This window comes from Fimbriimonadia bacterium (genome assembly GCA_039961735.1).
Taxonomy (GTDB): domain Bacteria; phylum Armatimonadota; class Fimbriimonadia; order Fimbriimonadales; family JABRVX01; genus JABRVX01.
This window is the reverse complement of the sequence record JABRVX010000016.1, coordinates 12,551-38,805: the sequence shown is the minus strand read 5'-3', so window position 1 is coordinate 38,805 and position 26,255 is coordinate 12,551. Positions and strand designations below refer to the sequence as shown.

The following is a 26,255-nucleotide window of genomic DNA, read 5'->3' as shown; positions in this document are numbered from 1 at the left end:
GGGTGAGTGGGGGGATGGGGCGACCGGTGGCAGGCCCAATGGCAGGTTGGACTCTCTGCTCGGTGTCAGGTTGGCGACAGTCGTTGCCGAACTGTCAGGAGGAGGGACCACGGGCGGTGGTGGCGCGAAGATCCGAGACCATCGTTGCTACTGCAAGAGGTCAGGGACAGGCGACCACCGTGTGTGGTAAGCCTTGTGCCGTCATGCTGAGCCTGTCGAAGAATGAGACCGTCTATTGCCATGCTAACACCTGAAAATACCACCGCGCGGCGTGCGGTTGCATGCTTCGACGGGCTCAGCATGACGGTTAGAGGTGCGGGTGTCGTTGCGGTGTCTTGCTTCGACGGGCTCAGCATGACGTTTGCTTCGACGGGCTCGGCATGACGGTATCGGTGGTCGAGCCCTGTACGACGCGTGGAGCAGACCGTCGGCACGTCGGGCCGACACACAGAGGCTGGAGACAGGATGGAGAACGAAGCACATCGGGACAAGGGCGACGCGGTGACACTCCACCCGAACACGTGGAGGCTCCTCCAGGCGATGCGTCGCATTCGTTTCGGCCGCATCACCGAGATCACCGTGGCGGACGGCGTGCCGCTGAAGTTCCGCGTGGAGCAGCTCGTGGACCTGAGCAAGGGCGAGGAGCCGTCGCTAGACCCCTAAGCTCGTGACGGTTTGGTCACGAGTCTGGAAAGGCAATAGCAGCAGATCGCGAGGTAGATCACTAGGAACACGCCGCCCCACAGCAGACTCGCCGGCGTGGTTCCCTGCGCCTGTTGCACCATGCTCCACGCACCCGTAAGGACGCTCAGTCCAGTTCCGATCGCCGCGAGGAGGAACCCCCATCGCGCGCCCAGGAAGGTCCCGATGCCGCCCACGAGCATGGCGATGGCGAGTACCACCCCGATTGCCATCATGGCCGGTGTCATCAATTCCATCTGGCGCTCGACCTCGGCAATCTGCTCTTCGGTCAGGTTCGGGCTGTTCTTACTCATCTCGAGTACCGCCCGACCGAGCGCCGAGCCTGCGCCGCTGCAAAGCCCCCAAAGGGTGAGGATCACACCCACCACTCGATCCATTGTCGTCGGCTGCATCTTCTCCGACCTCCAACTTCGTTCTGTCGTAGACTTTACCGGTGGAACTTCTCTCCCGTTGCGGCAGGTCCCTACCCGAAGCTAAGAACAGCAGTCCGCGACAATGGCTTCCAGCAGCGCGATGCACCTGCGGAGGCCCTGCAGGCTCATCCGCACTCTCGGCTCGTGCACACCGTCCGAGGGCAGAGCCACCGACACCGTGGAAGCGAGCGGCGTGAACAACAGTGTCTGACTGCCGGACCGAGCCGACGTGAGGTGAAATTCCACACCCTTCCGCTCCAAACGCTCGGCCAGCGCGATACCGAACCAAGGGTCTATGAAGTTGCGTCCTTCGAAGATGCGTACAGCCGGCAGGTCCAGCCTGCCCTCGCCGAGGTTCTCGATCCACGGCACGTCGGCATTCACCACGAGGGACAGGGCGGGGCAGTTTCGCTCGAGGTAGGTGACCGCCTTTCGCGCGACGTCCATCGCGCACTCCTCTGCCATCACGCACAGCGCCGCAACGTCGGGTCGGTTCATACGCCGCACCGACTCGACCACGGCGTACAGTGTCACGCGCGGGTCCAAAGCTTTGCCTTCGATCCGGTCACCCTCGAACCGCGTATCCTCTCGGAAGGTCCAGACGGTGCGATAGGGACGTACTCCCTCGCCCCGGACCCACAGGCGGTCCTCCTCGGCGGGGCGCACGTCGACCGGAAATGCCTCGGCGGAGCTCTCTGCCAGGTAGTCCATGCCCTGGAGGGGCGTATGTATGAACACGCTAAGCGTATTGCCCCAGAATCGGGTGTGGTGCCAGCCATCTTCAGCGGGTCCGTACGCCACGCCACCGATCTCGTCCATGTGCGCTATGAGCACCGCGCGGATGTCGGATGGTACTGCCCCTTCGCGCTGGAACAGGGCGAAGCCATCGGGCACGAGCGTGCACCGGTAGCCGCTCATGTGCGAGCGGAGGAGATTGACAATCGGGCCGCAGGCCGTACCTACGCCGGGCGCCTCGGTGAGGGTCTTTAGGAAGTCGGGATCGAGCATGCCAGGATTGTACCGGTCCCGCTGCGGCGGCGCTTGGTTTGACATGTCGCGGGGCATCGGGGCAGAATGCCGAACTGATCACGGAGTGGAGGGTAAGCGGATGAGCAGGCTATGGTTTCTTCCGATCCTGGTGATAGCGCTGCTGGGAGGCTGTAAGCAGTCGGACGCGCCGGAGGGCGACGTGAGCAAGGACGGCAAGTTGAAGGCCGTCGAGTCCAAGGCTCCGCCCGTTCCGCCATACCAGCCGAAGCCCGGCGAGACCGTCATCAAACTCACCTTCCGGACGCCGAGCGACGAGGTGTACGGCAATGGCGACGTTTACATCAAGCTGTTCACCGAAGACGCACCGGAGACCACCGCACACATCCTGGACCTCGTCAAGAAGGGCTACTACAAGAAGATCCTCGTCCACCGAATCGAGCTGGCCGAGGACTTCAAGTTGGTGCAGTTCGGCGACGCGAACACGAAGGACGGCACCATCCAGAAGGGGCGACCCGAAAAGGGCTCGGGCACGACGGTGAAGCGAGAGCTGAACAAGAATAAGCACTTGCGCGGCTCGGTGGGCTTGGCGCGGTCGCAGGACCCCGACAGCGGCGACGCACAGATGTACATCTGCTTGGTGGACATTCCGCAGCTCGATGCGGAGTATGCGGTGTTCGGAAAAGTGGTTCAGGGCCTGGACGTGGTGGAGGGGCTGACGCTGGGTAGCCAAATCACGGACTGCGGAGTCGTCCCGGTTGTCGAGAAGCCCAGCCAGCCGTAGGTTCACCGCCCCATGATCGGTTGGGGGTGGCGAGTGGTGGTAAGGCTGGTAGTAGGCGGCACCGAATCGTTAGGGCTTAGGAGTTCGCTGGATGCCTCGTGGAGGCTCCCTCCCTGACCCTGCCTGGAGGAGAGGATCGGGGTGAGGGGCTGCTCGCGAACGACCGTCGAATCCGCCTCTGCGATCTCGGCGTATCCTTTGCGTCCTATGCGTGTAATCCCTCCGAGTTCCATGCGGCGCAAGCCTCGACGTTCGGCTGCCAAGGTGGTCCGAGGTCGAGGGCTCGGTGACAGTCGGCAGCCGAAACTTCTAGGCCTCGCTCACGAGCCTGCCCTGCATGTTCTGAGCCTCCAACGCAAGCGGCGGCATCCAGCCGATCGCGTGATGACCACCTACCGTCTTTCCAGGTCGCGTTCGAGTTTGGCGGCGATGGCTTGCAGGCGTTGTAGCGTCGAGGCATCGGGTGGGAACTGCGTTTCCGCTCGCGAGCTAACCGACTCCCATATTTCTGCGCGCAGGCGGTCGCGAACCTTGCTATCCAGGTCGAGGTACCGACTCAGTAGCGTTCGAATGGCTTGCAGGTCCTGCTCGTCGAGACGGGACACGGAATGCACGCAATCCAGATAGGGATTCCATGCCTGCGGCGGCATCGCCTGGCCGGATACCTTGTGTGGGTTTCGGGCGATTACCACCAACGTGCCAGCGACCATATCACCCAATCGTTGGCAGCGAGCCGAGAGGAACAGCAGTACCACATCCACTAACAGCAGCACTGGGAACGCATCGGCCGCCATCAGCAAGGTGCGCAAGACGGCGGAGGGCAGAGACACCGCTCCTCCGTTCTGACCAATGACTCTCAGACCTACCATCCGCTTGCCCAGCGTCTGGCCACGTTTCAGCCATGTCAGTAGAACGAAGTAGAGCAAGAAACCGACCAGTGAGCAATAGAGGATGATATAGAACCCGGTATCTGCCAGGTTCTCTGGTACGGACAAGCGTGAGGATAGCCAGGCCCACCCTAACATCGCCGCCAGGATGGCGATGAGCCAGATACCGATGTCGAGTAGCACTGCTCCGGTCCGCGAGGCCAGGCCCGCGAGTCGGAAGCTGAGTTCCACCTTCTCCGGGGTGAGGATGGTGACTTCTTGCCGCATTCGCCAGCATTATCCCGCGAACCATAGAGCCTCGGCAAGGGCTCGGCTCGGGTGCGCTAGGTACACTCCGGGCATGGTGTTCACCCGCCGGTTCTGGCTGTTGCTGCTTGCCGGGAGCGTGTTCGGGTTGGCCTCTCTGCTGTCCGAGGGGTTCGTGCTCTACCTCGTAGCCTGGGACGTGGCGCTGCTGGTGGTTGCCTTTGTCACCTATCGCCTTGCCCCCAAACCCGATCAGTTCCAAGCGGCCAGGAGCCACGATCCCGTGCTATCCGCTCGCACGCCGAATCTGGTGGTAGTGAACGTCGGATATCGAGGAACTGAGCGATTGCAGGCCACGATCCGCGACGAGCCGCCTCCGGAGTTCGATACGGATCGTGCTGCTCGCGAGGTCGTGCTCGAGCCGGGTAAGGATACCGTGCTTCGATATCATGTAACACCTCCCGATAGGGGCTCGTTCGAGTTTCGAGAGCTGTTCCTGCGTGTACCCGCGCCCCTCGGATTGGTGCTGCGAACGTATCGGTTGCCGCTGCGCACCGAGGTTGCCGTATATCCTAACATCCTTGCGCTGCGCAAGTACGACCTGCTCATGCGGCGGGGCCACCTACGGGAGATCGGGATTCGACGCGCCACCCTGAAGGGTGCGGGCTCGGAGTTCGAGTCGCTGCGAGAGTACCAAGTAGGTGATGACATCCGCAGGTTGGACTGGAAGGCTACTGCTCGGCGCGGTAAGCCCGTCGTGCGGCAGTACCAGGCCGAGCGAAGTCAACCCGTGATCCTGGCCCTGGATCTAGGGCGCCTCATGCTGGCGGAAGTGGACGGTGTCAGCAAGTACGATCATGTGATAGACGCCGCTCTCATGCTGGCACATGCCGCTGTGGAAGCGCAGGACCGCGTGGGATTGTTGCTCTATCACGATCGTGTGGTGCGGTTCGCGGCCCCACAGAAGGGACGCGCACAGATTGGCAGGATATTGCAGGAGTTGCACGGCATACAGCCGGAGGCCGTCGAGTCCGATCTGCAGCGTGCCCTCAACCACCTACGAGCGCGCTGGCGAAGGCGGTCGCTGGTGGTGGTGTTCACGGACCTGGTGGAGCCGGAAAGCTCGGCCGGGACGCTATCCGCCCTGCTCGCACTACGTAGCCATCACCTATGCATGGCCGTCGCCGTCTCCGACCCGAAGATCGAAAGCCTGACATCCCGTTCTCCCAACACCCCGAAGGAGTTGTACGAGCGGGCGGTGGCGACCCACATTTCAGAAGATCGCCGCGCCGCCGTAACTCGCTTGCAGAATGCTGGTATTCGGGTGGTAGACGCGGAACCGGAACGCCTCGCTGCCGCTTTGGTCAACGAGTACACTTCTATCAAAGCCCGCGGATTGCTATAGGTCCTACCTAGGTGGAACCACCTGCAACGTCTTCAGGAAGTTCACGATGTCCCGTCGCTGTTGCTCCGTCAGTGCCAGGTACTTTTCCCGTGACGGTCGCGCCTCGCCGGCATGATGGACGATGGCCTCGCCGATGCTCATGCAGTCCCCCCGGTGGCCCCAGGGTCCGGAGTTGCCCACGTCCCACAGCTTGCGGGTGATGAACTGGTCCAACGGGACCCCACCCTGAACGAGGCGCTCGTTCGCGAAGAACGGATCCTGTTCGTCACAGATTACGTGTCGCTTCAGATCGGTGTACGCCCGCACTATGGCTTTGCCGCCCGGAAGTCTCTCGAGCCGGTTCCCTAATCCTTGCTTGGTGAGGTCGAGCTGGAACGACCTGCGTACATCCTGCGGGCGAAGGTTGCCCGGCGGGTTGTAGGGGTTGGGCTCGGAGTAAACGGGATTGTTTAGGATGAGTGCGGGGCGGTGACAGTCGGCGCAGCCGATCTGTTCGAATAGGTTCTGGCCGCGAACCACCGACGCGATCTCGCTTCCCTTCTTCGGCATCACTTGCTGCGGGATTGCGAGCGCAACCTGGAAGATAGTCGCCGCCGTAATGTCACCGACCGAGAGCTCGTCCGTCACGCCGTCCTCGTCGAAGTCGGCTTCGCCCGTCCGTTGCATGCCGAAGCGCTCGACGGCCTGCATTCCATGGTGGTGGTTGAATGCGTTCACCGTGAACACGCGAACGGAGTTCACCACGCCCTTCTGGTGGAACGGCTTGATAATCAGGTCCGGATCGACTCCCTCCACTTGCGAGGTGTCCACGCTGCCGTCGGGCTTTGCGGTGATCTTGCCGAAGTAGACGTCCTTCGTTCTGAGTTCGCGAGTCACCGGCTGGCCCGTCCTCTTGGCGGCCGCGATGGCGTCCGCACGAATGGCGTGCATGTCGGCCGTCATCTCCCTGGCCAACATCTCGATGGCACCCGAGCCGTGCATGCCGAGTGTGTTCCGCTCGTTGCTGAACTCCGACGAGATAGACTCCACGACGGGGTCGCGAACCTGAGCAAGTACGAACACGTTGGCGACGAAGTCTCCCGAACCGCCCGCTTCGGGATCGTTGTGGCAACTAGCGCACGACCCGGCATCCGGACCCGAGGTTCTAATCATGAAAGGCGCAGAGTCCGGTATTCGCTTCGTCGGGTTGCCGTCTCCGGTCGCTGCCGGACGCCCAAAGCCGTCCAGCTTGTTGAACTTGGCAGTGAACAGGAAACGCCCGAAGTTCACCAGATCGGCGAGCGAGTACCTGTTGTTCTCGATTTGCGATTGGTCAATGTGACCGGGCAGAACCGGCGTATCTCCCGGTGCCTGTGAAACGGTGGAGCTGACGAATAGGCCTGCCAACCCCAGCGTGGCAATGGCGGCTACGAGGCCGCGGCTTCCAAGCTGCATCTACCTCACTCCTGCTTTCCCCAGGGACCAATGGTTCGCGGCGCTAAATACCGCGACTCCTTTCATTCTAACCTAGGACTCGCGCTTTGGCAACATTCAGCCTCGAAGCTCGGTGAGAATGCGGTCTTCCTCGGCGTAGTCGAACTCCGGCCGCGGTTCTGGGGGGTTAGCCCGTTCCCACTCGATGGTTTCGGCCAGCGCGCGGTCTTCGGGCACCTCCTCCGTGTAGGCCAGCTCCGTGCGGATGCGGCCGGAATCCACCGCCAGATGGTGCGTGAAGTCGCCCTCCTCGCCTAGGCGTCCAGCGGGCACCGCGACCACCTCGCCTTTCCAGCCAACTGCTCGGCCCACGCGCCGCACCCATTCGGCTTCGGTGTACGGCTCGGGCTCCGCTACGTTGTACACCCGCCCGGCAGCCTCGTCGCGAAGCACAGCGAGCGAGATGGCATGCCCCACGTTGCCCACGTACGCGTGAGAGTCTCGCCAACGGTATTGTGCTTCGTCCAGTAAAATCGCGGGGCGCCCATCGTCCATTCGCTTTAGGTAAGGATAAAGCCGGTGCTGGTAGTCGAGGGGCCCGTACACCATCGGCAGGCGGAGCACGGTGCCCGGGAGGCGATCGTCGGACAGGAACACCTTCTCGGCAAGGATTTTGTCGTAGTCGTCCAGCCTTCGCCTGGGATCGTCGGCCGCGCGAGGGGTCTCCCCCCGATAGGGGTACAGGCGCTCGCGCAGGGGCGAATCCTCAGTGAGGGGAACCGGGTCGGGAGGTCCCTTCTCGTTGCCGAGGAGTTTGCCGTAGGCACGATACACGTCCACGCTGCTGATTGCGACCACTCGACGTGCATATCCTACGAAGACGTCGAGGACCGCCTCTGCATCGGTATCGTCTAGCGGCCGCATGTCCAATACGACGTCGGGCACCACTGCTCGGAGGGTGTCCGCATGACTACGAAGCTCGTTGCGGTCGCCTAGCAGATGCTCGACGGTGTCGGGCAGCTCTGCGTTGCTCTTTCCGCGGTGGAAGACGGTCACCTCGCACCCCTCGCGGACCAGGCGCCGCACCACCTGAGGGCCGATGAAGAGCGTACCGCCAAGTACCAGGACCTTCATTGGGAGTCCCCTTCCGTCTACTCGCTAACATCTAAGGGCAGGCTTCGCCCCAGGCCGCGTCTTACCTCCCAAACCACACCGACTGCCGACTTCGTACCCCGGCGCGGTCATTGGGCCTGCGCCGGGCGCGTTGTGAGTGCGCACCGGCGGGTGCGGGCCAAGACGCCGAGATCAGTGGATTCGGCCTACGCGAGAATGACCACCAGCGGTGTCGCCGCCGGACCAGTCTGTCATTACCGCGAATGTGTGGACGGACATGGCGCCCGACTCGCTGGGAGCTCATGTCGGACGCTTCATCAATACTAACAGCATCACCACCGGTGTCTTGGCGTGGACGCTGTGAGGCAGGTTCGGCCTCATGTACACGCAAGTGCCTGCGACCGCCGAAGTGGAGTCCTTCCCTAGTGTGAGGTCCGCCTCACCCTTCAGGAACTGCAAAAGCGCCGGCATGGAGGCGGTATGCTCGGAAAGCTCCTGCCCAGCGCCGAAGCCGAATACTAACACTTTGGCATATTCGTCGTCCAGCAAGGTACGGCTCAGAATGCCGTCCACGGGTGGCTCGACACCGACGGTCGGATCGAGCAGGTAAAGATAGTCCATCCTTGCCTCCTTCTTATCCCGTCCGTCTCCGGACCAGGCCTCGGAGCACGCGAAGCAGGCCGCGCGAATCGATCACTCGCTCTTTCAGGGGGATGATACCGTTGTCCGTGATACGAATGCTCTCGGGACACACCTCCTCGCAGCATTTGGTGATGTTGCAGTAGCCGACGCCTGCCTCTTGCCAAATCATCTCGGCGCGATCGGCAATGTCCATAGGATGCATCTCGAGTCCTGCGAGACGTATCATCTGTCGAGGGCCGAAGTAGTGATCTTTCAGCTGGTGTTCGCGCAGGACGTGACACACGTTCTGACACAGGAAGCACTCGATGCACTTACGGAACTCCTGCACGCGCTCGACGTCACGCTGCCGAATGCGAAAAGGCTGATCTCCGATCTTCGGATCGTAGGTGAATGCTTGGATTTTCTTGGCCTGCTCGTAGTTCCAGGACACGTCCGTCACGAGGTCGCGGATGAGGGGGAAGGTCTTGATAGGATACACACGTATTGGCCCGGGTGGCAGAGCGTCGAGACGCGTCTTGCACATGAGTGATGGGATACCGTTGATCTCCGCGCTGCAGGAGCCGCACTTAGCCGCTTTGCAGTTCCAGCGGCAGGCAAGCGAGCCATCTTGCTCCCTCTGGATAGCATGGATAGCATCCAAGACCACCCAGCCCTCCGCTGCCTGCACGCGGTACTCGCGCTCCTCACCACCCTTCGCATCCCCTCGAAACACTCTCAGCGTGTATTCCGCCATTACTTCTTCCCCTCGAATAGTGCCTTCAACTCTGGAGACATCTCCGGAACTGGCGATGAGCCGATTCGAACCTCTCCGTCCACGAACGTAGCAGTCACGTTCTTCTTCGCCCACTCGTCCGACTCGTTCGGGTAGTCCAGATACCAGTGACCCCCCCTACTCTCCTTGCGCTCGGCGGCACTGCGTAGAATGGCCTCGCCGAGTGCCACCATGTGCACCACGTCGCGACAGGTGTGCCAGCTAGGATTGTACGCTCGCCCGCCTTCCGCCTTCAGGTTGGGTAGGCGCGCCTTCACGGCGAGCATCTTCGCTAGACCTTCTTCTAGACCCGCAGTGGTCCGGGCAATCCCTGCGTGTTCACCCATGATGTCCTGGACTTCGGAGTGCAAGTGGAATGGGTTCTCGTTGCCACCTTCGAACGGTGCCAGCAGCGAGCGAGTTTCCACCTCCACCTGTTCTTCGTCCAACTTTCCAGGTGCGTTGGCTTTGGCAAACTCCGCAGCGGCGAGACCGGCCCGTCGCCCGAAGACCAGGAGATCGGACAATGAATTGCCCCCCAATCGGTTCGCGCCATGTAGACCACAGGCGCACTCGCCAGCCGCGTACAACCCGGGCAGGGTGGTAGCACACGTCTCTGGGTCGGCGGCGATACCACCCATCGTGTAGTGAATGGTGGGAGCCACTTCCATCCGTTCTTTCGTTATGTCGAGGTCTCCCAGCCGGTGGAACTGCTCGTACATGCTGGGGAGCTTGGCCTTGATATACGCTGCCCCACGGTGGCGAATGTCCAGGAAGGCACCGCCGTGTGGACTACCACGTCCCGCTTGCACCTCCTTGTAGATGGAGCGTGCTACCACGTCTCGAGGCAGAAGCTCGGGGGGACGTCGGTTGTTCTTCTTGTCGTCCAGCCACCTGCGAGCCTCCGCCTCGTCCTCGGCGAACTGCCCCCGATACTGCTCGGGCATATACTCGTCTTTGAACATGAAGCGCTCGCCAAGCGAGTTAGTCAGGATGCCGCCCTCGCCTCGGACGGCTTCCGTTACGAGAATGCCTTTCATACCCGGAGGCCAGACCATACCAGTCGGGTGGAACTGGACCATTTCCATGTCCTTCAGTTGCGCGCCTGCGAAGAAGGCCATCGCTGCACCGTCCCCGGTGCTTTCCCAAGAGTTGGAGGTAACACGAAACATCTTGCCCCACCCGCCGGTAGCTATCACCACCGCTTTGGCGCGGAACAGCACGAACTTCCCGGTGTCTCGCACATAGCCAAAGGCCCCGATCACGCGACCGTCATCCAGCAGGAGGCGTGTTAGTGTCACCTCCATGTGCGTGTGCACGTCTAGGCTAACTGCCTTATCCTGCAGCGTGCGAATCAGCTCGAGACCGGTGCGATCGCCGACGTGATTCAGACGGCGATACAGGTGCCCCCCGAACGGGCGCTGCGATATCTTGCCGTCCGGCGTACGGTCGAACACCGCGCCATACTTCTCGAGCTCCAGGATACGGTCGGGTGCTTCCTTGGCGAAGATTTCCACCGTTCGCGGATGGTTGATGAACTTGCCGCCTTTCATCGTGTCCACGAAGTGCACACGCCAATCGTCCGGCTCGTTCATGTTTCCCAGAGCTGCCGCGGCGCCCCCCTCGGCCATCACGGTGTGCGCCTTACCGAGCAGCGACTTGCACACCAAGCCCGTGCTCGCTCCCGACTCGATGGAGGCGATGGCGGCGCGCAGCCCTGCACCGCCGGCTCCGATCACTAACACGTCATACTCGAAGCTGTCGTAGGTTTCCATCGCTAGAACACGATCCTGGGGTCTTGTGGTATCACGCCCGCGCCGAGAAGACGGATGTACAGGTCAATCAACATGATGGAGACGAGGCTGGCCCAGAACCACTGCATGTGGCTCACGTTCCACGCCGTGACCCATCGCCACAGGCTGTAGCGCACGGCACCGCCCGGGCAGTCGAAGCAGTCAATCTTGCCCCCCACCAGATGTCGGAAGTAGTGGCACGAGAAGGTGTAGAGGGTCACCATCACCGCCTCGAGTGTGTACAGCAGACTGCCCACCCCGATGCCGAAACGTCCATCGAAGATATACGCCTCGACCGTGTCCTTATAGGTGAGAAACACCAGCGCGGCGGCGAAGAAGAAGGTGATGCGATGCAGGTTCACCCACACCCAAGGCATCACTGTCTCTCCTGCATACTTCTTGCGACTTTCCGGCACCGCGCACGCCCGTGGGTCGGCAAGAAACGAACGGTAGCCGGCCTTCCGGAAGTAGTAGCATGTCAGCCGGAAGAAAAGCGGTATGGGTAACACGAACAGCGCCGGCGAGACGTTGGTGCTTGCCAGAAACCCCCACCCGCTCTTCACGAAGTGCAACGCGTACAAGGGAGAGACGTAAGGCTCTTGGATGAAATGTGTAGTTCCGGGCTGGTAGAAACCTTCCAGCGCTCGCCACGACGAGTATATGATGAAGCCGACGAAGACCACCACGGTCAGCAGCGGAGTAACCCACCATGCGTCCTGGCGAACTGGGTGGGCGATGCACGTTGCGCCGGTGGTCGCAGGTGCGTTAGTCGCCATTGAACCTCCAGGGAAAGCGAGCCGTCCGCCGATCCGTGCCCGTCCGTCTTCTCGCGCTGCCGGCTGGGCGAAGTCGCAGAACCGATCGAGTGGCGAACGGGGAACCGTGGGAACGACGCCCCGACGGAGCATTCTACCCCTGCCGCCGGATCCCTTCTGGGTACTTTCGTCATAGGGCCTAGCCGATGAACGGGGTACATTCACCGCCGTGATGAAAAAGCCAAGACCGATCAGCACCCTCCTCGCGCTGGCGCTCACGATTGCCGTAGCCGTCGCGCAGCCCTTCGATCTCACCATCCTGCACAGCAACGACATCCACTCGCGAGTGGAACCGGCCCGACTCGCGGGCAACCCGATCGGGGGCTACGCGCGCCAGGCCGCGCTCATCGCCAGGCTGAAGGCCGAGAACCCCAACCCGTTGGTGCTGAATGCCGGCGACAGCTTCCAAGGCACGTTGTACTTCAACGTGTACGTGGGACTTGCCGATGCCGCGTGCATGAACCTCGTCGGCTACCAGGCGATGGCGGTCGGGAACCACGAGTTCGACCGTGGGCCGCAGCCTTTGGCTACTTTCGCTAAGCTCGTGCAGTTTCCGCTGCTTGCCGCGAACCTGGACGTCTCCGCCGACCCCGATCTGAAGGGGCTCGTCCACCCCTCGACGGTCATCGAGATCGGGGGGCAGCGCATCGGCGTGGTGGGCGCAATCACGCCGGATCTGTTCTCCATCTCCTCTCCCGGCGAGAGCATCGAGATGCGCGACCTCCTCTCCAGCGTTCAGGCAGAGGTGGACAAGTTGCTGGGCGACGGGATTGACAAGATCGTGCTGCTCTCGCACATCGGGTACTCGGAGGACGTGGCCTTGGCTGGAAAGCTGAAAGGTGTGGACGTGATCGTGGGCGGCCACAGCCACACGCCCCTCGGCAAGATGGAGTTTCCGGGCGCGCCCCAGTCGCGGGGAGCCTATCCGACCGTGGTACGCGGCGCAGACGGGCAGACCGTGCTCGTGGTTCAGGCATGGGAGTGGGGCAAGATAGTTGGCAAGCTTCGGGTGCAGTTCGACGAGGTGGGACGGGTGACTGGCTGGAGCGGTTCCGAGCCAATTCCCGTAACCGAGGACCTGTCCGAAGACCCGGTGGTAAGGTCGCTGATCGCCGCGCTCCAGCGACCCATCGCGAGCCTGCAGAGCGAGAGAATCGGGATTACCGACACACCGCTCGGCCCCGTCGCGAGCTTTCCCGGCGAGAACACCATGGCGAACGTGATCACCGATGCGATGCTGGAGGCCACGGCCAAGCAGGGATCGGTGGCTGCCTTCATGAACGCGGGCGGAGTGCGGGCCGCCCTCGAGCCCGGTCCGATCACCTATGGGCAAGCCATATCGGTGCAACCCTTCAACAACACCCTCATCGTGATGGACCTGACGGGCGAAGATCTGCTCAAGTCACTGGAGCACGGCGCGGGAGGCGGTGGGATGCTTCACCCCTCTCGAGGTACATCCTACGTCATTGATCAGGGCAAGCCCCAAGGCAGCAGAGTATCCGACGTTATGATTGCGGGGAAGCCGTTGGACCGCGGGACCACCTATCGAGTGACTGTGAACAGCTTCACTGCCGCGGGTGGTGATGGTCACGAGGTGCTGAAGGCTGCGACCGGCTACCGCTACGACACGGGGTTGCTGGACATCGACGCGCTAGTCGAATACATCAAATCCCACTCGCCTCTGTCCCGCAGTGGAGAGGGGCGAGTCAGGGTTCGCAGGTGACGGCCCCGGGGGCATCAGGCCACACTGCTCGTGGAAGGTAGTTACGCTCGGCCCCACCGGTTGGGTGGGAAGACAGAGAGCGATCCCTCCGGCGCTGTGGTAGTGGTAGGCGGCATGCCAGACGTCAGCACCTCTCACCGCTCCTTCGGGATGACAGGTAGCAGGCTAGCCACTGGGCCAGAGGACCCTGTTGGTCGGTTACGACTCCGACTCCTGCTTCGCGGGGGTGCCGGGGAGGATGAGTGTGCCGGAGCCCTCGTTGGTGAAGATCTCGCGCAACAGAGCCTCACGCGCCAGACCGTTTACGATGTGCACACGTGGTACGCCGCCGTGAAGCGCCTCGATGCACGTGGTGATTTTGGGTAGCATGCCGCCCGTAATGACCCCCGTGGCAATCAGGCTCTCCGCCCTCGCGATGTCAATCTCGGGGATCAGCGTCGAGGGGTCGTTCGGATCATGCATCACACCATCCACGGCGCTGAGTAGTATGTACTTCGTGGCGCCGAGGTCCTGCGCGAGCCGAGAGGCGAGCGTGTCAGCGTTCACGTTGAGCGCCTGACCGCTGTCGTCCGCAGCCAGCGAGCACACCACCGGCACGTAGCCGGCAGCGACGAGGTCGTGTAGCACGGAGCAGTCAGTGCTCTGCAAATCCCCCACGAAGCCGAAATCAACCTGTCGGATCTCGCCCGTGCCGGGATCCTTCAGCTTGACGGGTGGGCGGCGCTTGGCCTTCACCAGCCCGGCGTCGATCCCGCTGAGGCCCACGGCCGGAACACTCTGCCTGCGCATGGTCGCAATGATGTCGGTGTTCACGGTGCCAGCGAACGCCATCTTGGCAACTTCTAGCATCTCTTCGGATGTGATGCGCCGGCCGTTTACGAACTCGCTCTGCACACCCAACCGATCCGCCAGTTCTGTCGCCTGCTTGCCGCCACCATGGACTACTACAAGTCGGATGCCCACTTGGTGCAGCACACCTAGCTGTTCGGCGACATGGTCGAGCTGTGCTCCTCTTTTGCACAGCTCGCCTGCGAGTTTCACTACGAAGCACTTGTCCTTGTAGGAGCGTATGTAGGGAAGTGCTGCGCGCAGCGCAGCCATGTCGCTCGTCATGTCAGTTTCCCCCCTGCTGGAGCAGGTGTTCCAGAATGGCTGCCTGCGCCCACATGCGGTTCTCCGCTTGTTCGATTACGATGGACCGATCGCTATCCAGGGCGTCGTCCGCGATCACCAGATTGCGTCGCACGGGCAGGCAGTGCATCAAGTGCGACTTCGGTGGCAGCTTCCGTAGGGATACCATCCAGTCCGAATGCCGCTGGAAGCTGTCGCGCTGTCGCTCGATGTCACCGTACATCGCCCGCGCACCCCAACTCTTGACGTACACGATGTCGGCCGCACGGAGTGCCTCCGACTGGTCGTGTGTGATCTGCACTGGTCCTACGCGGCTCGAGATCTCGTCGTCCAACTCATAACCCTCTGGGTGAGCAACGGTGACATGCATACCGGCCAACGAGGCCGCAAGCACCGCAGAGTGTGGCACCGCGAGTGGTAGCGGATTCACATGGGGCGCCCAGGTAAGAACGAACCTCCTGTCCTCCGTGGACCCCAGTCTTTCTCTCATAGTGAGCATATCGCCGAGAGCTTGGCACGGGTGTTCGATGGCAGACTCCAGATTCACGACGGGAACGGTCGCGAATCGTGCGAAGCTACGTATCACCGTGTCCTGTCGGTCGTCGGAATAGTCCTTCATGCCTGCAAAGGAGCGTACACCTAACACATCACAATATCGGCTGAGCACCGGGGCGGCTTCCCGAACGTGTTCGGCCCTATCGGCATCCATTCGGACACCATCCTCATACTCGATGCGCCAGGAGTCCGCTCCGGGTGACAGCGTGACCGCGTGGCCTCCGAAGCGCATCATCGCCGCTTCCATGGAGACGCGCGTGCGGAGAGAGGGGTTGAAGAACAGCATCCCGAGAATGCGGTCGCGCAGCGCGTCGGCGGTGGCACCCGCTTTCAGCTCGGCGGCCCGGCTTACCAGGGCATTCAGCTCGCCGGCGTCCCAATCCAACATCGTCACCCAGTGTCTCATGCGTGTAGTACCTCCCCGAGGGCCTTCGCCAATGCGATAACATGTTGCTCTCGTGTGATCAGTGGCGGCAGTAAACGCAGCACGTGCGGATCGCGGCTCTTGCCCGTGATGATGCCGCGCTCCATCAGCGCATCGTGTACTTCTTTCGCTGGTAGTGACAGCCGCAGCCCCAACAGCGCTCCCCTGCCGAGCACCGCTTCCACTCCCTTTACGTGACAGTGCCGCTTCACCCAGCTCTCGATCCTTGCGGCGTTCGTTGCCAGATCCTGGGCCTCCAGCGTCTCGACGGTTGCACACATCGCTGCACATGCCAGCGGGCCGCCCCCGAACGTCGAGCCCATATCACCCATCTTCACCTGCTCAGCCACTTCGCCCGTCATCAGCAGCGCACCCATCGGCACGCCTGCTGCGATCCCCTTTGCGAGCGTCACCATCTGCGGGAACACGCCGCGCGAACCCGCGACGAATGGCACGCCGGTTCTGCCCATTCCCGTCTGAACTTCGTCGAAGATGAGCCATGCGCCCACCTCTCGGCACCTCACTACCAACGCCTCTAGGTAGGTGTGATCGAGGGTGATCACTCCTGCCATGCTGAGGATTGGCTCGACGATGACAGCGGCTGTGTCGGTGTCGATCTGACGGATCTCCTCGGTGCAGTTGGGTACGAGTCGTAACACAGGGCCAGACCAAGGGTTCAGCGATTCGGCGCGCTTCGCCTGATCGGTGGCTGCCGCCGCCAGTAGCGTGCGCCCGTGGAATGCACCTCGCAGGGCTGCAATCTTCGATCGCCCGAGCTTCTCGACAGCGAGCCGCAGCGCGTTCTCGTTCGCTTCTGCGCCGGAGTTGCAGAAGAACACCTTGTCGTATGGTGCCCCTGCGAAGCCGGTGAGCATACGCGCGGCACGATCGCGGACGTCCAGCGGAGCGACGTTGGAGTAGAAGAGCAGCGACTTTGCTTGCTCCGCGATGGCCTGTGCGACCGAGGGTGGCGAGTGGCCCAGCAGCGCGACCGCGTGTCCGCCGTAAAGGTCCAGATACTCCCGGCCGTCGGTGTCGTACACATACATCCCGTCACCGTGGATCACGGTGAATGGTAGCGTCTCGTAGGTGTCTACCAGTGCGCTCATGTCAGACGGGCCTCCATCCCGGGTGCCACAGGCCCGTCGTTTCAGGCAGTCCGCACATCAGGTTCAGGTTCTGGATCGCCGTCCCGCACATACCCTTGATCAGGTTATCCAGTGCCGCCATCACCACCACGTCGTGATCGCGTGCGGCAACCCCGATGTCGCAGAAGTTGCTACCTACCACATTCTGCAGCTCCGGCGGATCATCCAGCACGCGGACGAACGGCGCGTCGGCATAGAACTCTCTCACGCGTGCCAGTGTCGAAGCAGACGTCATCGCATCACGTAGGGTCAGATGCGCTGTCACGTAGATGCCGCGGCTTACGGCCATACTTTGCGGCACGAACACGCACTCGGGGGCCGAGTCTGCGAGTTTGCCGAGAGTCTGTGCGATCTCCGGCTCGTGCTGGTGTGTGAGTGGCTTGTAGGCGAAAAAGTTCGAGTGTCTGACGGGATGATGGGTGGTCTCCCGAGGGGATCTCCCAGCACCGGAAGAACCCGTCTTCGCATCGAACACGATCCTGCCGCTTACATCTGAAACGAAGGGGGCGGCCGCCAAGATGCACGCGGTAGCCAGACACCCGGGGTTTGCAATGATCCAGGCACCACGCACCTCATCCCCGGCCAGCTCGGGAAGCCCATACACCACCTGCTGCCGCAGCGTCTCGTCCCGGGAAGATTCGGGATAGTAAAGCCGATGCGCCCCGGGGTCAGCCAATCGGAGGTCGCCGGAGAGATCTATGATCCTAACACCTCGGTCGCGACACACCGGAGCCAACTCTGCGAGCTGCTTGCCACTCACGCCGTTCGGCTGCGCCGAGACCAGCACACGATGCGAGTAGGTACAGAGTACATCCCAATCCACGGCCTCGGCGAATGCACCGCCGTAGAAACCTCGTAGGTGAGGATGAGCCTCGGAGATCGTGCGGCCAGCCGACCCCGACGACACCACACAAACCACCTCGGCGTCCGGGTGATGAGTGAGCAGGCGCAACGTCTCGCCCGCCCCGTACCCCGTTCCTCCGAGTATCGCCACTCCCACTCGCTTCACGACTTACCACCGATCGCTCGCACACGTTCCAGCACGTGCGCTCCGAGCACTCGTCCGCTCGACCGCGCGTTGATCGCCCTCACACCTAGCGATTGCTCGATATACGAGGTCCCGACGGCGTTGTCCGTAGTAGGACCGCTGACGGCATGTGGTGTCAGCCCGAGTTCATCGCATAACAGCCGCATACCACCCCACGCTCCCACCGGATCGTTGGCACACAGGATCAGAGTGTTACATCTTCGCGCGATCTCGGGGTCGGCGAGGATGTCCCTCACGCCGTATTGTCCCAACAGTCCATCACCCAGCTCGGCGACGATCACGTCTGCGCCCTCGTGAGCCAGGTGGGAGATGAGGGTTCGTGCCGTGCTCACCGCCGTATCGGGGTCGGTGGTTACGATGCCGGCATCCATGAACGAGACCGCCCAGGCAGCCCCGTAGTCGCTCATGTGCAAGGTATCACGCAGGAGCGAGACACCCGTCAGCTTGCACGCCCCCACCTTAATGCCCGCAGTCGCCAGCGTGCGTATGATATGGCAAGATGCCAGCGTCTTGCCGCTGTTCATCGAAGTGCCTACTACGAATACCACCGGGCAGTCACCTAGCGAGCCGTTTCCACGTATCGCGTTCATCCCTACGTGCGCAGGAACGCCGGTGCGACTACCGAACTCCGGGAATACTAACACTGTGCCGAGCACCTCGAAGACGAATGGCTCGCCCACGTCGGGGTTGACCGAGGTGCACTTGCCGATCACGCCGCCGAGGTTGAGCACGTGCAATTGGTCTCCCGCACGGATGGATTGGGGCACTTCGCCGCTGTATCCCTGCAGGGCCTTGCGGTGACCTAATACCCCTACCACGATGTCACCGTCGTGCAGAGGCACCATGCGTCCTTGGGTGTTCTCGAGCGTGTTGTACACGGCCTTCTCGCCATGAATGCGTCCGGCGACGAGATAGCCTTCGGTGGCCACGATGTCTTTGCGACACCGCACCTCGTTGCGCAAGGGCACGTTCTTGGTGGCAGCGGCGATCTTGTCGGCGATAAGGCGGATCACGCTACATCAGCCTCCGCAGCTCGCCGAGCACGCGGTCCTGCGCTTTCTTGTTTCGCACGGCGAGAAACACCGTGTCGTCGCCCGCCACCGAGCCGACGAGCCCATCCAAGCCGCGGTTGTCAATGTCCACTCCCACGATGTTCGCCGCGCCGATGGGAGTCTTGACCACGATCAGGTTGGGTCCTGCGGGCTCCACGGAGCGGATCAGGGCGGGCGGCGAAGGGTCACGAGCCTCCGAACGATGCAGGCTCACGTAGCGCCCACCGACCTTGACGACCCCCAACTCGCGCAGGTCGCGGCTAATGCTGGACTGGGTCACCGAGAAACCGAGGCGCCGCATCGCATCGGCGACCTCCGACTGCCGCGAGAAGGCTTTGCGAGGCAGAAGGCGCAGAAGGGCCTGCTGCCTCTTAGTTCTTTCGTCTCGTGTTCGGAACATTCTTATTGCATAATCGGCTAGAGTATGAGCATAATACTGCGATCTCAGCCAAAAAGTCAAGCCGCAATTGGGACTTTATGCAAATCAAGTCTTTGACGCGGCGGAGGAGAGGATAGATGGAAAAGGTCGTGCTCGCCTACAGCGGGGGTCTGGACACCTCGGTCATTCTGCAGTGGCTCTTGGAGCGGGGTTTCGACGTGATCGCCTACGTAGCGGACGTGGGGCAGAAGGAAGACCTCGAGGCGGTCCGCGCCAACGCGCTGAAGGTCGGCGCCTCCAAGGTGTACGTGGAGGACTTGCGGCGCGAGTTCGTGACCGATTACATTTTCACCGCGCTCAAGGGCTCGGCCATCTACGAAGGCCGATATCTGCTCGGCACGGCCCTTGCGCGGCCTCTGATCGCGAAGAGGCATGTGGAAATCGCCCGCCGCGAGGGCGCACGCTACGTCGCGCACGGGGCCACCGGCAAAGGCAACGACCAAGTGCGCTTCGAACTCACCTTCTATGCCCTGGAGCCCACCATTCAGGTGATTGCCCCCTGGAAGACCCCCGAGTTTCTGGCGCAGTTTCAGGGTCGCACGGACCTTATCGACTACGCCAAGGAGCACGGCATCGAAGTGCCCGTCACCCACCAAAAGCCCTATAGCATGGATGCCAACCTGATGCACGTCAGCTACGAGGCGGGCATCCTAGAGGACCCCGCCGCGGCGCCGCCCGCCGATATGTTTCGAATGACCGTCTCGCCACAAGAAGCACCCGACCGCACGACCCGCATCGCCATCAGCTTCAAGGACGGGCTGCCGACCAAGGTGGAGAACCGAGACGACGGGCGCGTGGAGACCGACCCGCTTTCGCTGTTCCTCTACCTCAACGAGCTCGGTGGCGCGAACGGAATCGGACGTGTTGACATCGTGGAGAACCGCTACGTGGGCATCAAGAGCCGGGGCGTGTACGAGACGCCGGGCGGCACCATCTTGTGGACCGCGCACGCCGACCTGGAGGGCATCGCCATGGACCGCGAAGTGCACAGGCTCAAAGAAAGTCTGATGCCGCGCTTTGCCGAGCTGATCTATTACGGCTACTGGTTTTCGCCGGAGATGGACTTTCTGCGACAAGCGTTCGACAAGAGCCAGGAGGTGATCACGGGCACGGTGTACCTGGAGCTGTACAAGGGCAACGTGACCGTCGTGGGGCGCGAGTCGGAAAGCTCGCTGTATGACAAGGACCTTTCCAGCATGGACATCGAAGGCGGATACGACCAGAAGGACGCGCAGGGGTTCATCCGCATCAATGCCATCCGGCTCAAGGCGCACAACGTGATCCTGGAGCACGCGAAGTAGAGGAGCGAATGCCGAAACCGCTGTGGGACAAGGGCGAGAAAGTGGACGAGCGGATGCGCCGCCTGACCGTGGGTGACGACCCCGTTCTCGATCTAGAGCTGGTGCCGTTCGACTGTCTCGGGTCCGCTGCACACGCCCGAATGCTGGCATCCATCGGCGTGCTGACCGAGGACGAGGCGGATAGGCTCGTCCACGCGCTCGCTACGATCATCGAGCAGTGGCGAAAGGGCGAGTTCGAGATCGCGCCGGAGGAAGAGGACTGCCACACCGCCATTGAGCGAGAGCTGACGCGGCTGGTAGGGGATGCGGGCAAGAAGATCCATACCGGTCGCTCCAGGAACGATCAGGTGCTGCTGGCCGTGCGGCTGTATCTGCGGGATCGCGCGCTGAAGTGGATTGACAGCTCGTGTGCATTGGCGGACGCTTTTCTGTCTCGCCGTGACGAACTCGGCACCATCCCGATGCCGGGTTACACCCATCTTCAACCTGCAATGCCCTCCTCGCTCGGGCTATGGCTCCATGCGTTCGTCGAGGGTTGCTTGGACCTGGTGCGCCAGGGCTTTCGGCTACTCGATTCTTTGGACGAGTGTCCGCTGGGCTCGGCGGCAGGGTTTGGCGTACCTCTGACGCTGGACCGAGTGATGACTGCGCGGTTGCTCGGCTTTGCGCGCCCGCAGCGCAGTGTGGTGGACATCCAGAACAGCCGCGGCCGTCACGAGGGCCGTTTCCTTGCTTGGGCCTGCGAGATTGCCACGCTACTGGAGAAGTTCGCGTGCGACCTCTCGCTGCTCCTAACCCGGGAGTTCGGTTTCTTCCGGCTGCCCGTCGAGCTGACCACCGGTTCCTCCATCATGCCGCAGAAGCACAATCCTGATCTGGCGGAGCTGCTAAGAGGCCGCGCCGCGCGCGTGCGCGGCGCGGCCTCCGAGCTTGCGATGGTCGCCGCCAAGCTGCCATCCAACTACCACCGCGACCTGCAATACACTAAAGAGCCGCTGTTCCGTGCAGTGCGCGAGACGGAAGCGATGATGGAAATCGCGGTGCTGCTCGTGGAGGGAATTCGGCCCGATGAGGACCGCCTGCGCGCCGCGATGACCGACGAGATATACGTCACCTACCAGGCGTACCGCCTGCTGGGAGAAGGTATGCCCTTCCGAGAGGCATACCGTGAGGCGGCCCGTCTCTACGCCGAGGGCGCGATGGATATGGACGCGCTGCGCACCGACTTCGAGATCGTTCGCGAGCAGTCCGACAGCGAGGCGCGAGAGGCAATCGTGGAGCTGGCCGAGCTGAGGGACAAGAAGGAGGCAACCGTGGAGCGGCTGAGGCAAACGGAGCGCCTGCTTATGGGTGTCGTCTAAGGGATGGACGAGCTTCTCGACCTGTTCCTTACGCTCTGCCACATCAACTCCCCCTCGCGCAGTGAGCGGGCGGTGCAGGATTTCTTGGCGGAGGAGCTGCGAGCGCTCGGACTGCAGCCGATAGAGGACGACGCGGCTGCCGCGGCCAGCGGCAATGCCGGCAACCTGATCGTCGAGGTGCCTGCAACCGTCACGGGCGCCCCCACCATACTTCTCACCGCACACGTGGACACCGTGGAGCCGAACCCCGACGTGCCCATCGTAGTGGAGGGCGGTATCGTGCGCACGGACGGCTCGGCCATCCTCGGGGCCGATGACAAGGCGGGCGTCGCGCCTCTTCTCTACGCGCTGAAGAAGGTGAGGCGGGAGGGCTTGCCCCACGGCCCGCTCTGGGTGGCGTTCACAGTTTGCGAGGAGGTCGGGCTGCTCGGTGCCAAGGCGCTGGACATCGAAGCCATGGGGGCCGAGATGGCCTTCGTGCTGGACGCCGGTCCCCCCGTTGGCACCTATATCGCTCAGGCTCCCTGGCTCACCGAATTGCACGGCGAGGTGATCGGCAGGGCGGCGCATGCGGGAGTGCGCCCCGAAGACGGCATCAGCGCCATCGAAGTGGCAGCCGACGCTATCGCGGGCATGAAGCTCGGACGGCTGGACGAAGAAACTACGGCGAACGTCGGAGTGCTGAAGGGTGGGCAGGCGACGAACGTGGTGTGCCCCCGCGTGGAGTTCAGCGCGGAGGCACGAAGCCTAAGCAAGACGAAGCTGGACGCGCAGATCGCGCACATGAGGTCCTGCTTCGAGGCGGCAGCCCAGCGCCGCGGCGCGACGGCAGTCGTCTGCGAGCACGCATCCTTCGAGGGATATGCGCGAACTCCAGGCGAGCGCGTGGTGGACGTGGCGCAGAGCGCGGCTCGCTCGCTCGGCATGTCGGGCGCGCTGCGGAAGGCAGGCGGAGGCAGCGACGCCAACGTGCTGAATGCCCGTGGGCTCCCGAGCGTGGTGGTGTGCACCGGGATGCAGAAGAACCACACGCACGAGGAGTTCTGCTCGATCTCCGACCTGCACGCCACCGCCGACCTCACGCTGGCGCTGCTCGGGTTGGTTGCCGTGGGTTAAAAGGGTCCGACTCCATTAGGTGCTTCCGCCGCTTGCGGCGGAAGCTGCCAGTCCTCACGCTTGGGCTATAGCTGGTAAGATGCCTCTGCCGAAGCCTAGGCGGCATTCGCGGCTCGGGGGACGTCGTCCGCCCGACGGCCGCACTGGGGGTCCGAGATGACACGACACATTCTCATCGCCGCCGTGTGCACACTGGCGGCAAGCGGTGGCGCACAGGAGGCGACCATGACCAATCAGACGTCGGCCGAGTTGAAGAAGCTGGAGTTCCTGGTGGGCAACTTCACGGGCGATGAAAAGGCATTCACCGAAGTCGGGGAGGTGCCGTTCACGGCGGACATCCAGTCCGTGTGGGACCTAGGCGGACGTTACGTGCGCCAAGAGCACAAGTCCAAGCTGATGGGAGAAGACTGGCCCGGGCTGTTGCTTCTCACCTTCGACGCCGACATCAAGAAGTACCGAGCCTGGTGGTTCGATAACGGCGCCTCGAAACCGATGGAGATGACGGGCGCCTTCGAGGGGGATACGCTCGTCATGCTGTCGAAGCCGTATGCGCTGTCCGGCGCTCCGCCGCTCGAGTACCGTGTGCAGTTCAAGCCGAAATCGGCCACGGAGATTGACGTCCGCCTGGACTCGAGGAAGGACAAAGAGTACACGCCGGTGATTGAAGCCACGTACACGCGGAAGAAGCCCGGCAGCTGACTACTGGGAAGGAAGGTGCACTCCGATGCACTGTCACGCCTGCAGCGCCTCGCTGCACATGCCCGAGTTCAAGGGGCCGTCCGACATCTACTGCAAGTACTGCACGGACGAGCAAGGCAACCTGAAGTCGTTCGAGGAAGTTCGCGACGGGATCGCGCACTGGTTCACCACGTGGCAGGGGCCGATCGGCCCCGAAGTGGCGAAGAAACGCGCGGAGAGCTTCATGCGCGGTCTTCCCGCCTGGGCGCAAGACTGAGGCTTGGGCGGGCCGGTCTTTCCGACGGCCCATCGGCCGGCGCACCGCGTGAGCCGATAATCCGTGTGGAGACAGCTTGCTCACGAGGTGCGCCATGATCACCAAAGCCATCGCCCCCGAGGCCGCTCCGCCCGCCAGCGGAGCGTACTCACCCGCCCTTCGAGTGGGAGACTGGGTGTTCGTATCCGGTCAGCGGGGGATTAGTCCCACTACGGGACGCCTGGAGGCAGGGACGGTGCACGCGGAAACGCAGCGCGCCCTGCTGAACATCGCCGCGCTGCTCCAGGCCGCTGGGACATCGGTGGACTGCATCGTCTCCGTGGACGTGTGCATGAGCGATCTAAGCCTGCTTCCGGAGCTGGATCGAGCCTTCGAGGAGTTTTTCGATGCACCTCTACCCGCGAGGTCCGTGATGCAGGCGGCGCTGCAAGACGGGGCCATGGTGCAGATCTCCTGCGTGGCCTACTGCGGCCGCTAGGGCTCCTCGTTTTCGGCTGGCGCCGAACGCATCGCAACATACTTGCCCTGTGCATCAATCTCGGTCAGCCCGAGCTGCTGCAGCTCTGCGACGTGCTCGCGCAAGGTGATATGCACCTCGCCGTGCCCGGTATACGGCTTGGCGGCGTGCACGTCGCCGACGCTGACACCCTGCTTGGGCATGTAGAACATTACGCTGGGATGCCCAGGTCGGACGCGGTAGAGGACGTATGTCGCACCCTCCTCTACCAGCGGCTTCACCCTCTGTGCTAACACGTGCACATCCCGGTGAGTCTCGTCATAGTATGCGGGTATGCCTACGAGAGCCAATGGTAGTACGATACCGACGCCGATGACCACCGGCGTTACGCAGTGGGCCACCTCCACCCGCACCACTCGCGTGAGTAGCGTTGCCACTATCAGCATCACTGCCAGCATCAGAGCGGTCAGCCGCAATGCGTCTCCTATTCCCACCGGTACGTTCCACGTGCTCATCATCAGTGAGACGGCGCCGGAAAGCGCTACTACGCCGGTGGCGATCAGCGGCGTCGCCCACGCGCGCGAAGGCGACCCGCTGGTCCTTATTTCGAAGGGCACGATGGGTAGCAGCAACGCGACGGCAGGGAACGCCGGAAGGATGTAGCTGGGCAGCTTGCTGCCGCTCAGCGAGAAGAACACTAACACCACCCAGAACCATATCCAGCAGTAACGGTGGAAGGCGTCGCCGCGCGAGCGCACGGCCAACCAGGGCAGATAGAGCGACCATGGGAACATCCCCACCAGGAGCACCGGCAAGTAAAAGTAGATAGGCGCCGCGTGCGCGGTGTCTCCGCCGCCGAATCTCCCGAGGTTCTGCCGCAGAATGAACTCGGAGAAGAACTCCGACCCGTGCACCTTGTAGATGAGGTAGTACCAAGGCACGGCCACCAATACGTACAAGATGGCGGCTTCCACCCACCACTTCCGATATGCATGACGCACGGAGGGAATCTTCCAGTAGGTGATCCCGGCGATCAGCAGAAACAGCACCAGCGCGACGGGGCCTTTGGTGAGTGTGGCGAGTCCGAGGCAGATCGCCATCGGCCCGCGTAGCCACGCCGGACCACCGGTCAGCGAGCTCCAGAAAAGCAGGAGCGCCGCGGTGAGGAAGAGCGTCAATAGCATATCCGTGTAGGCCAGGCTGCCCAGACCGAAGAAGATCGGGGTGACGGCGAGCCCCACGACCGCGAGCACTCCCGCTCCCCTCCTTGCAGCCGCCCACCCTACCATGATCAAGAGCAGGGTTGCAGCAAGCACGGACGGCAAGCGCACTGCCGACTCGCCCGGGACCCCCATGCGCAGAAATGCAGCCATGCACCAATAGAGCAGCGGAGGCTTCTCCAAGAAGGGCTTCTGGGCGTACCGCGGCGTGAGGTAGTCGCCGCTCCGCACCATCTCCGCCGCAGCCGATGCGTAGAACCCCTCGTCCAGGTCGAAGAGCCCGAACCGGCTCGCCGTGAACCCGAGAAGAACGCCGACGAGCAGAGCCGCAACGAGCCAGCTCCACCCGGTGCTCGGTCGCATCCCGACTTCGT

At 62.7% G+C, this 26,255-nt stretch carries 26 protein-coding genes; 10 read left to right on the top strand and 16 right to left on the bottom strand.

Going from position 1 to position 26,255, the window contains the following annotated elements; all coding sequences use genetic code 11:
• Positions 1 to 465 precede the first annotated feature (465 nt).
• The gene (locus tag HRF45_06260) at positions 466 to 663 is read left to right on the top strand and encodes a hypothetical protein (GenBank protein MEP0766132.1); all 198 of its coding nucleotides are present in this window, start codon (positions 466 to 468) and stop codon (positions 661 to 663) included.
• Here the strand turns inward: HRF45_06260 and HRF45_06255 are convergent.
• Positions 660 to 1,094, bottom strand: coding sequence for a hypothetical protein (locus tag HRF45_06255; GenBank protein ID MEP0766131.1), 435 nt, complete (start codon positions 1,092 to 1,094; stop codon positions 660 to 662). The two genes, HRF45_06260 and HRF45_06255, sit on opposite strands and share 4 nt — an antisense overlap.
• Before the next feature lie 81 nt (positions 1,095 to 1,175).
• Positions 1,176 to 2,168, bottom strand: coding sequence for a hypothetical protein (locus tag HRF45_06250; protein ID MEP0766130.1), 993 nt, complete (start codon positions 2,166 to 2,168; stop codon positions 1,176 to 1,178).
• 55 nt (positions 2,169 to 2,223) lie between these two features.
• Here HRF45_06250 and HRF45_06245 point away from each other — a divergent pair, with 55 nt between their 5' ends.
• Entirely contained in the window at positions 2,224 to 2,886 is a 663-nt protein-coding gene (locus tag HRF45_06245) for a peptidylprolyl isomerase (GenBank protein MEP0766129.1), read from the top strand.
• A gap of 392 nt (positions 2,887 to 3,278) precedes the next feature.
• On the opposite strand, the gene HRF45_06240 is transcribed toward HRF45_06245, so the two are convergent.
• Positions 3,279 to 4,040, bottom strand: coding sequence for an RDD family protein (locus HRF45_06240; GenBank protein ID MEP0766128.1), 762 nt, complete (start codon positions 4,038 to 4,040; stop codon positions 3,279 to 3,281).
• A 73-nt stretch (positions 4,041 to 4,113) separates the two neighbouring features.
• On the opposite strand from HRF45_06240, the gene HRF45_06235 reads away from it, so the two are divergent.
• Positions 4,114 to 5,424, top strand: a complete 1,311-nt coding sequence (locus HRF45_06235) for a DUF58 domain-containing protein (protein ID MEP0766127.1) — start codon at positions 4,114 to 4,116, stop codon at positions 5,422 to 5,424.
• A 3-nt stretch (positions 5,425 to 5,427) separates the two neighbouring features.
• Here the strand turns inward: HRF45_06235 and HRF45_06230 are convergent, their stop codons facing one another.
• The 6 genes from HRF45_06230 to HRF45_06205 all read right to left on the bottom strand — a co-directional run bounded on the left by HRF45_06230 (position 5,428) and on the right by HRF45_06205 (position 11,912).
• Positions 5,428 to 6,858, bottom strand: coding sequence for a hypothetical protein (locus HRF45_06230; GenBank protein ID MEP0766126.1), 1,431 nt, complete (start codon positions 6,856 to 6,858; stop codon positions 5,428 to 5,430).
• A gap of 96 nt (positions 6,859 to 6,954) precedes the next feature.
• Positions 6,955 to 7,971, bottom strand: a complete 1,017-nt coding sequence (locus HRF45_06225; GenBank protein MEP0766125.1) for an NAD-dependent epimerase/dehydratase family protein — start codon at positions 7,969 to 7,971, stop codon at positions 6,955 to 6,957.
• Positions 7,972 to 8,250: 279 nt separating this feature from the next.
• Positions 8,251 to 8,571, bottom strand: coding sequence for a cupin domain-containing protein (locus HRF45_06220; protein MEP0766124.1), 321 nt, complete (start codon positions 8,569 to 8,571; stop codon positions 8,251 to 8,253).
• 13 nt (positions 8,572 to 8,584) lie between these two features.
• Positions 8,585 to 9,325, bottom strand: a complete 741-nt coding sequence (locus tag HRF45_06215; protein ID MEP0766123.1) for a succinate dehydrogenase/fumarate reductase iron-sulfur subunit — start codon at positions 9,323 to 9,325, stop codon at positions 8,585 to 8,587.
• The gene (locus HRF45_06210) at positions 9,325 to 11,118 is read right to left on the bottom strand and encodes a fumarate reductase/succinate dehydrogenase flavoprotein subunit (GenBank protein ID MEP0766122.1); all 1,794 of its coding nucleotides are present in this window, start codon (positions 11,116 to 11,118) and stop codon (positions 9,325 to 9,327) included. The genes HRF45_06215 and HRF45_06210 overlap by 1 nt, the downstream gene beginning before the upstream one ends.
• Positions 11,119 to 11,120: 2 nt before the next feature.
• A complete protein-coding gene (locus HRF45_06205; protein MEP0766121.1) occupies positions 11,121 to 11,912 on the bottom strand; it encodes a succinate dehydrogenase in 792 nt (263 codons plus the stop codon).
• 211 nt (positions 11,913 to 12,123) lie between these two features.
• Between HRF45_06205 and HRF45_06200 the strand changes: the two genes are divergently transcribed.
• Positions 12,124 to 13,674: a 5'-nucleotidase C-terminal domain-containing protein gene (locus tag HRF45_06200; GenBank protein ID MEP0766120.1), complete on the top strand. Its 1,551-nt coding sequence runs from the start codon at positions 12,124 to 12,126 to the stop codon at positions 13,672 to 13,674.
• 198 nt (positions 13,675 to 13,872) lie between these two features.
• Here HRF45_06200 and argB read toward each other — a convergent pair whose 3' ends face one another.
• Genes argB through HRF45_06170 form a run of 6 tightly spaced genes read right to left on the bottom strand, consistent with a single transcriptional unit; the run spans position 13,873 to position 19,432 of the window.
• Positions 13,873 to 14,787: an acetylglutamate kinase gene (gene argB / locus HRF45_06195; protein MEP0766119.1), complete on the bottom strand. Its 915-nt coding sequence runs from the start codon at positions 14,785 to 14,787 to the stop codon at positions 13,873 to 13,875.
• A 1-nt stretch (position 14,788) separates the two neighbouring features.
• Positions 14,789 to 15,766 carry an N-acetylornithine carbamoyltransferase gene (locus HRF45_06190; GenBank protein MEP0766118.1) on the bottom strand — a complete coding sequence of 326 codons (978 nt, stop codon included), beginning with the start codon at positions 15,764 to 15,766 and terminating at the stop codon, positions 14,789 to 14,791.
• Positions 15,763 to 16,893, bottom strand: a complete 1,131-nt coding sequence (locus tag HRF45_06185; protein MEP0766117.1) for an aminotransferase class III-fold pyridoxal phosphate-dependent enzyme — start codon at positions 16,891 to 16,893, stop codon at positions 15,763 to 15,765. Before HRF45_06185 ends, HRF45_06190 begins: the two co-directional genes overlap by 4 nt.
• A gap of 1 nt (position 16,894) precedes the next feature.
• Positions 16,895 to 17,941: an N-acetyl-gamma-glutamyl-phosphate reductase gene (gene argC / locus HRF45_06180; GenBank protein ID MEP0766116.1), complete on the bottom strand. Its 1,047-nt coding sequence runs from the start codon at positions 17,939 to 17,941 to the stop codon at positions 16,895 to 16,897.
• Positions 17,938 to 18,990, bottom strand: coding sequence for a hypothetical protein (locus HRF45_06175; protein MEP0766115.1), 1,053 nt, complete (start codon positions 18,988 to 18,990; stop codon positions 17,938 to 17,940). Before HRF45_06175 ends, argC begins: the two co-directional genes overlap by 4 nt.
• 4 nt (positions 18,991 to 18,994) lie before the next feature.
• The gene (locus HRF45_06170) at positions 18,995 to 19,432 is read right to left on the bottom strand and encodes an arginine repressor (protein MEP0766114.1); all 438 of its coding nucleotides are present in this window, start codon (positions 19,430 to 19,432) and stop codon (positions 18,995 to 18,997) included.
• A 116-nt stretch (positions 19,433 to 19,548) separates the two neighbouring features.
• On the opposite strand from HRF45_06170, the gene HRF45_06165 reads away from it, so the two are divergent.
• The 6 genes from HRF45_06165 to HRF45_06140 all read left to right on the top strand — a co-directional run bounded on the left by HRF45_06165 (position 19,549) and on the right by HRF45_06140 (position 24,682).
• Positions 19,549 to 20,772, top strand: coding sequence for an argininosuccinate synthase (locus HRF45_06165; GenBank protein ID MEP0766113.1), 1,224 nt, complete (start codon positions 19,549 to 19,551; stop codon positions 20,770 to 20,772).
• A gap of 8 nt (positions 20,773 to 20,780) precedes the next feature.
• A complete protein-coding gene (gene argH, locus HRF45_06160; protein MEP0766112.1) occupies positions 20,781 to 22,133 on the top strand; it encodes an argininosuccinate lyase in 1,353 nt (450 codons plus the stop codon).
• A gap of 3 nt (positions 22,134 to 22,136) precedes the next feature.
• Positions 22,137 to 23,249, top strand: coding sequence for a M20/M25/M40 family metallo-hydrolase (locus HRF45_06155; protein ID MEP0766111.1), 1,113 nt, complete (start codon positions 22,137 to 22,139; stop codon positions 23,247 to 23,249).
• 156 nt (positions 23,250 to 23,405) lie between these two features.
• Positions 23,406 to 23,948: a DUF1579 family protein gene (locus HRF45_06150; GenBank protein ID MEP0766110.1), complete on the top strand. Its 543-nt coding sequence runs from the start codon at positions 23,406 to 23,408 to the stop codon at positions 23,946 to 23,948.
• A 58-nt stretch (positions 23,949 to 24,006) separates the two neighbouring features.
• Positions 24,007 to 24,204 (top strand): hypothetical protein, encoded by a 198-nt coding sequence (locus HRF45_06145; protein ID MEP0766109.1) that lies wholly within the window; start codon positions 24,007 to 24,009, stop codon positions 24,202 to 24,204.
• A gap of 94 nt (positions 24,205 to 24,298) precedes the next feature.
• Positions 24,299 to 24,682 (top strand): RidA family protein, encoded by a 384-nt coding sequence (locus HRF45_06140; GenBank protein ID MEP0766108.1) that lies wholly within the window; start codon positions 24,299 to 24,301, stop codon positions 24,680 to 24,682.
• On the opposite strand, the gene HRF45_06135 is transcribed toward HRF45_06140, so the two are convergent.
• A complete protein-coding gene (locus tag HRF45_06135) occupies positions 24,679 to 26,244 on the bottom strand; it encodes a glycosyltransferase family 39 protein (protein ID MEP0766107.1) in 1,566 nt (521 codons plus the stop codon). The two genes, HRF45_06140 and HRF45_06135, sit on opposite strands and share 4 nt — an antisense overlap.
• Positions 26,245 to 26,255: the final 11 nt, after the last annotated feature.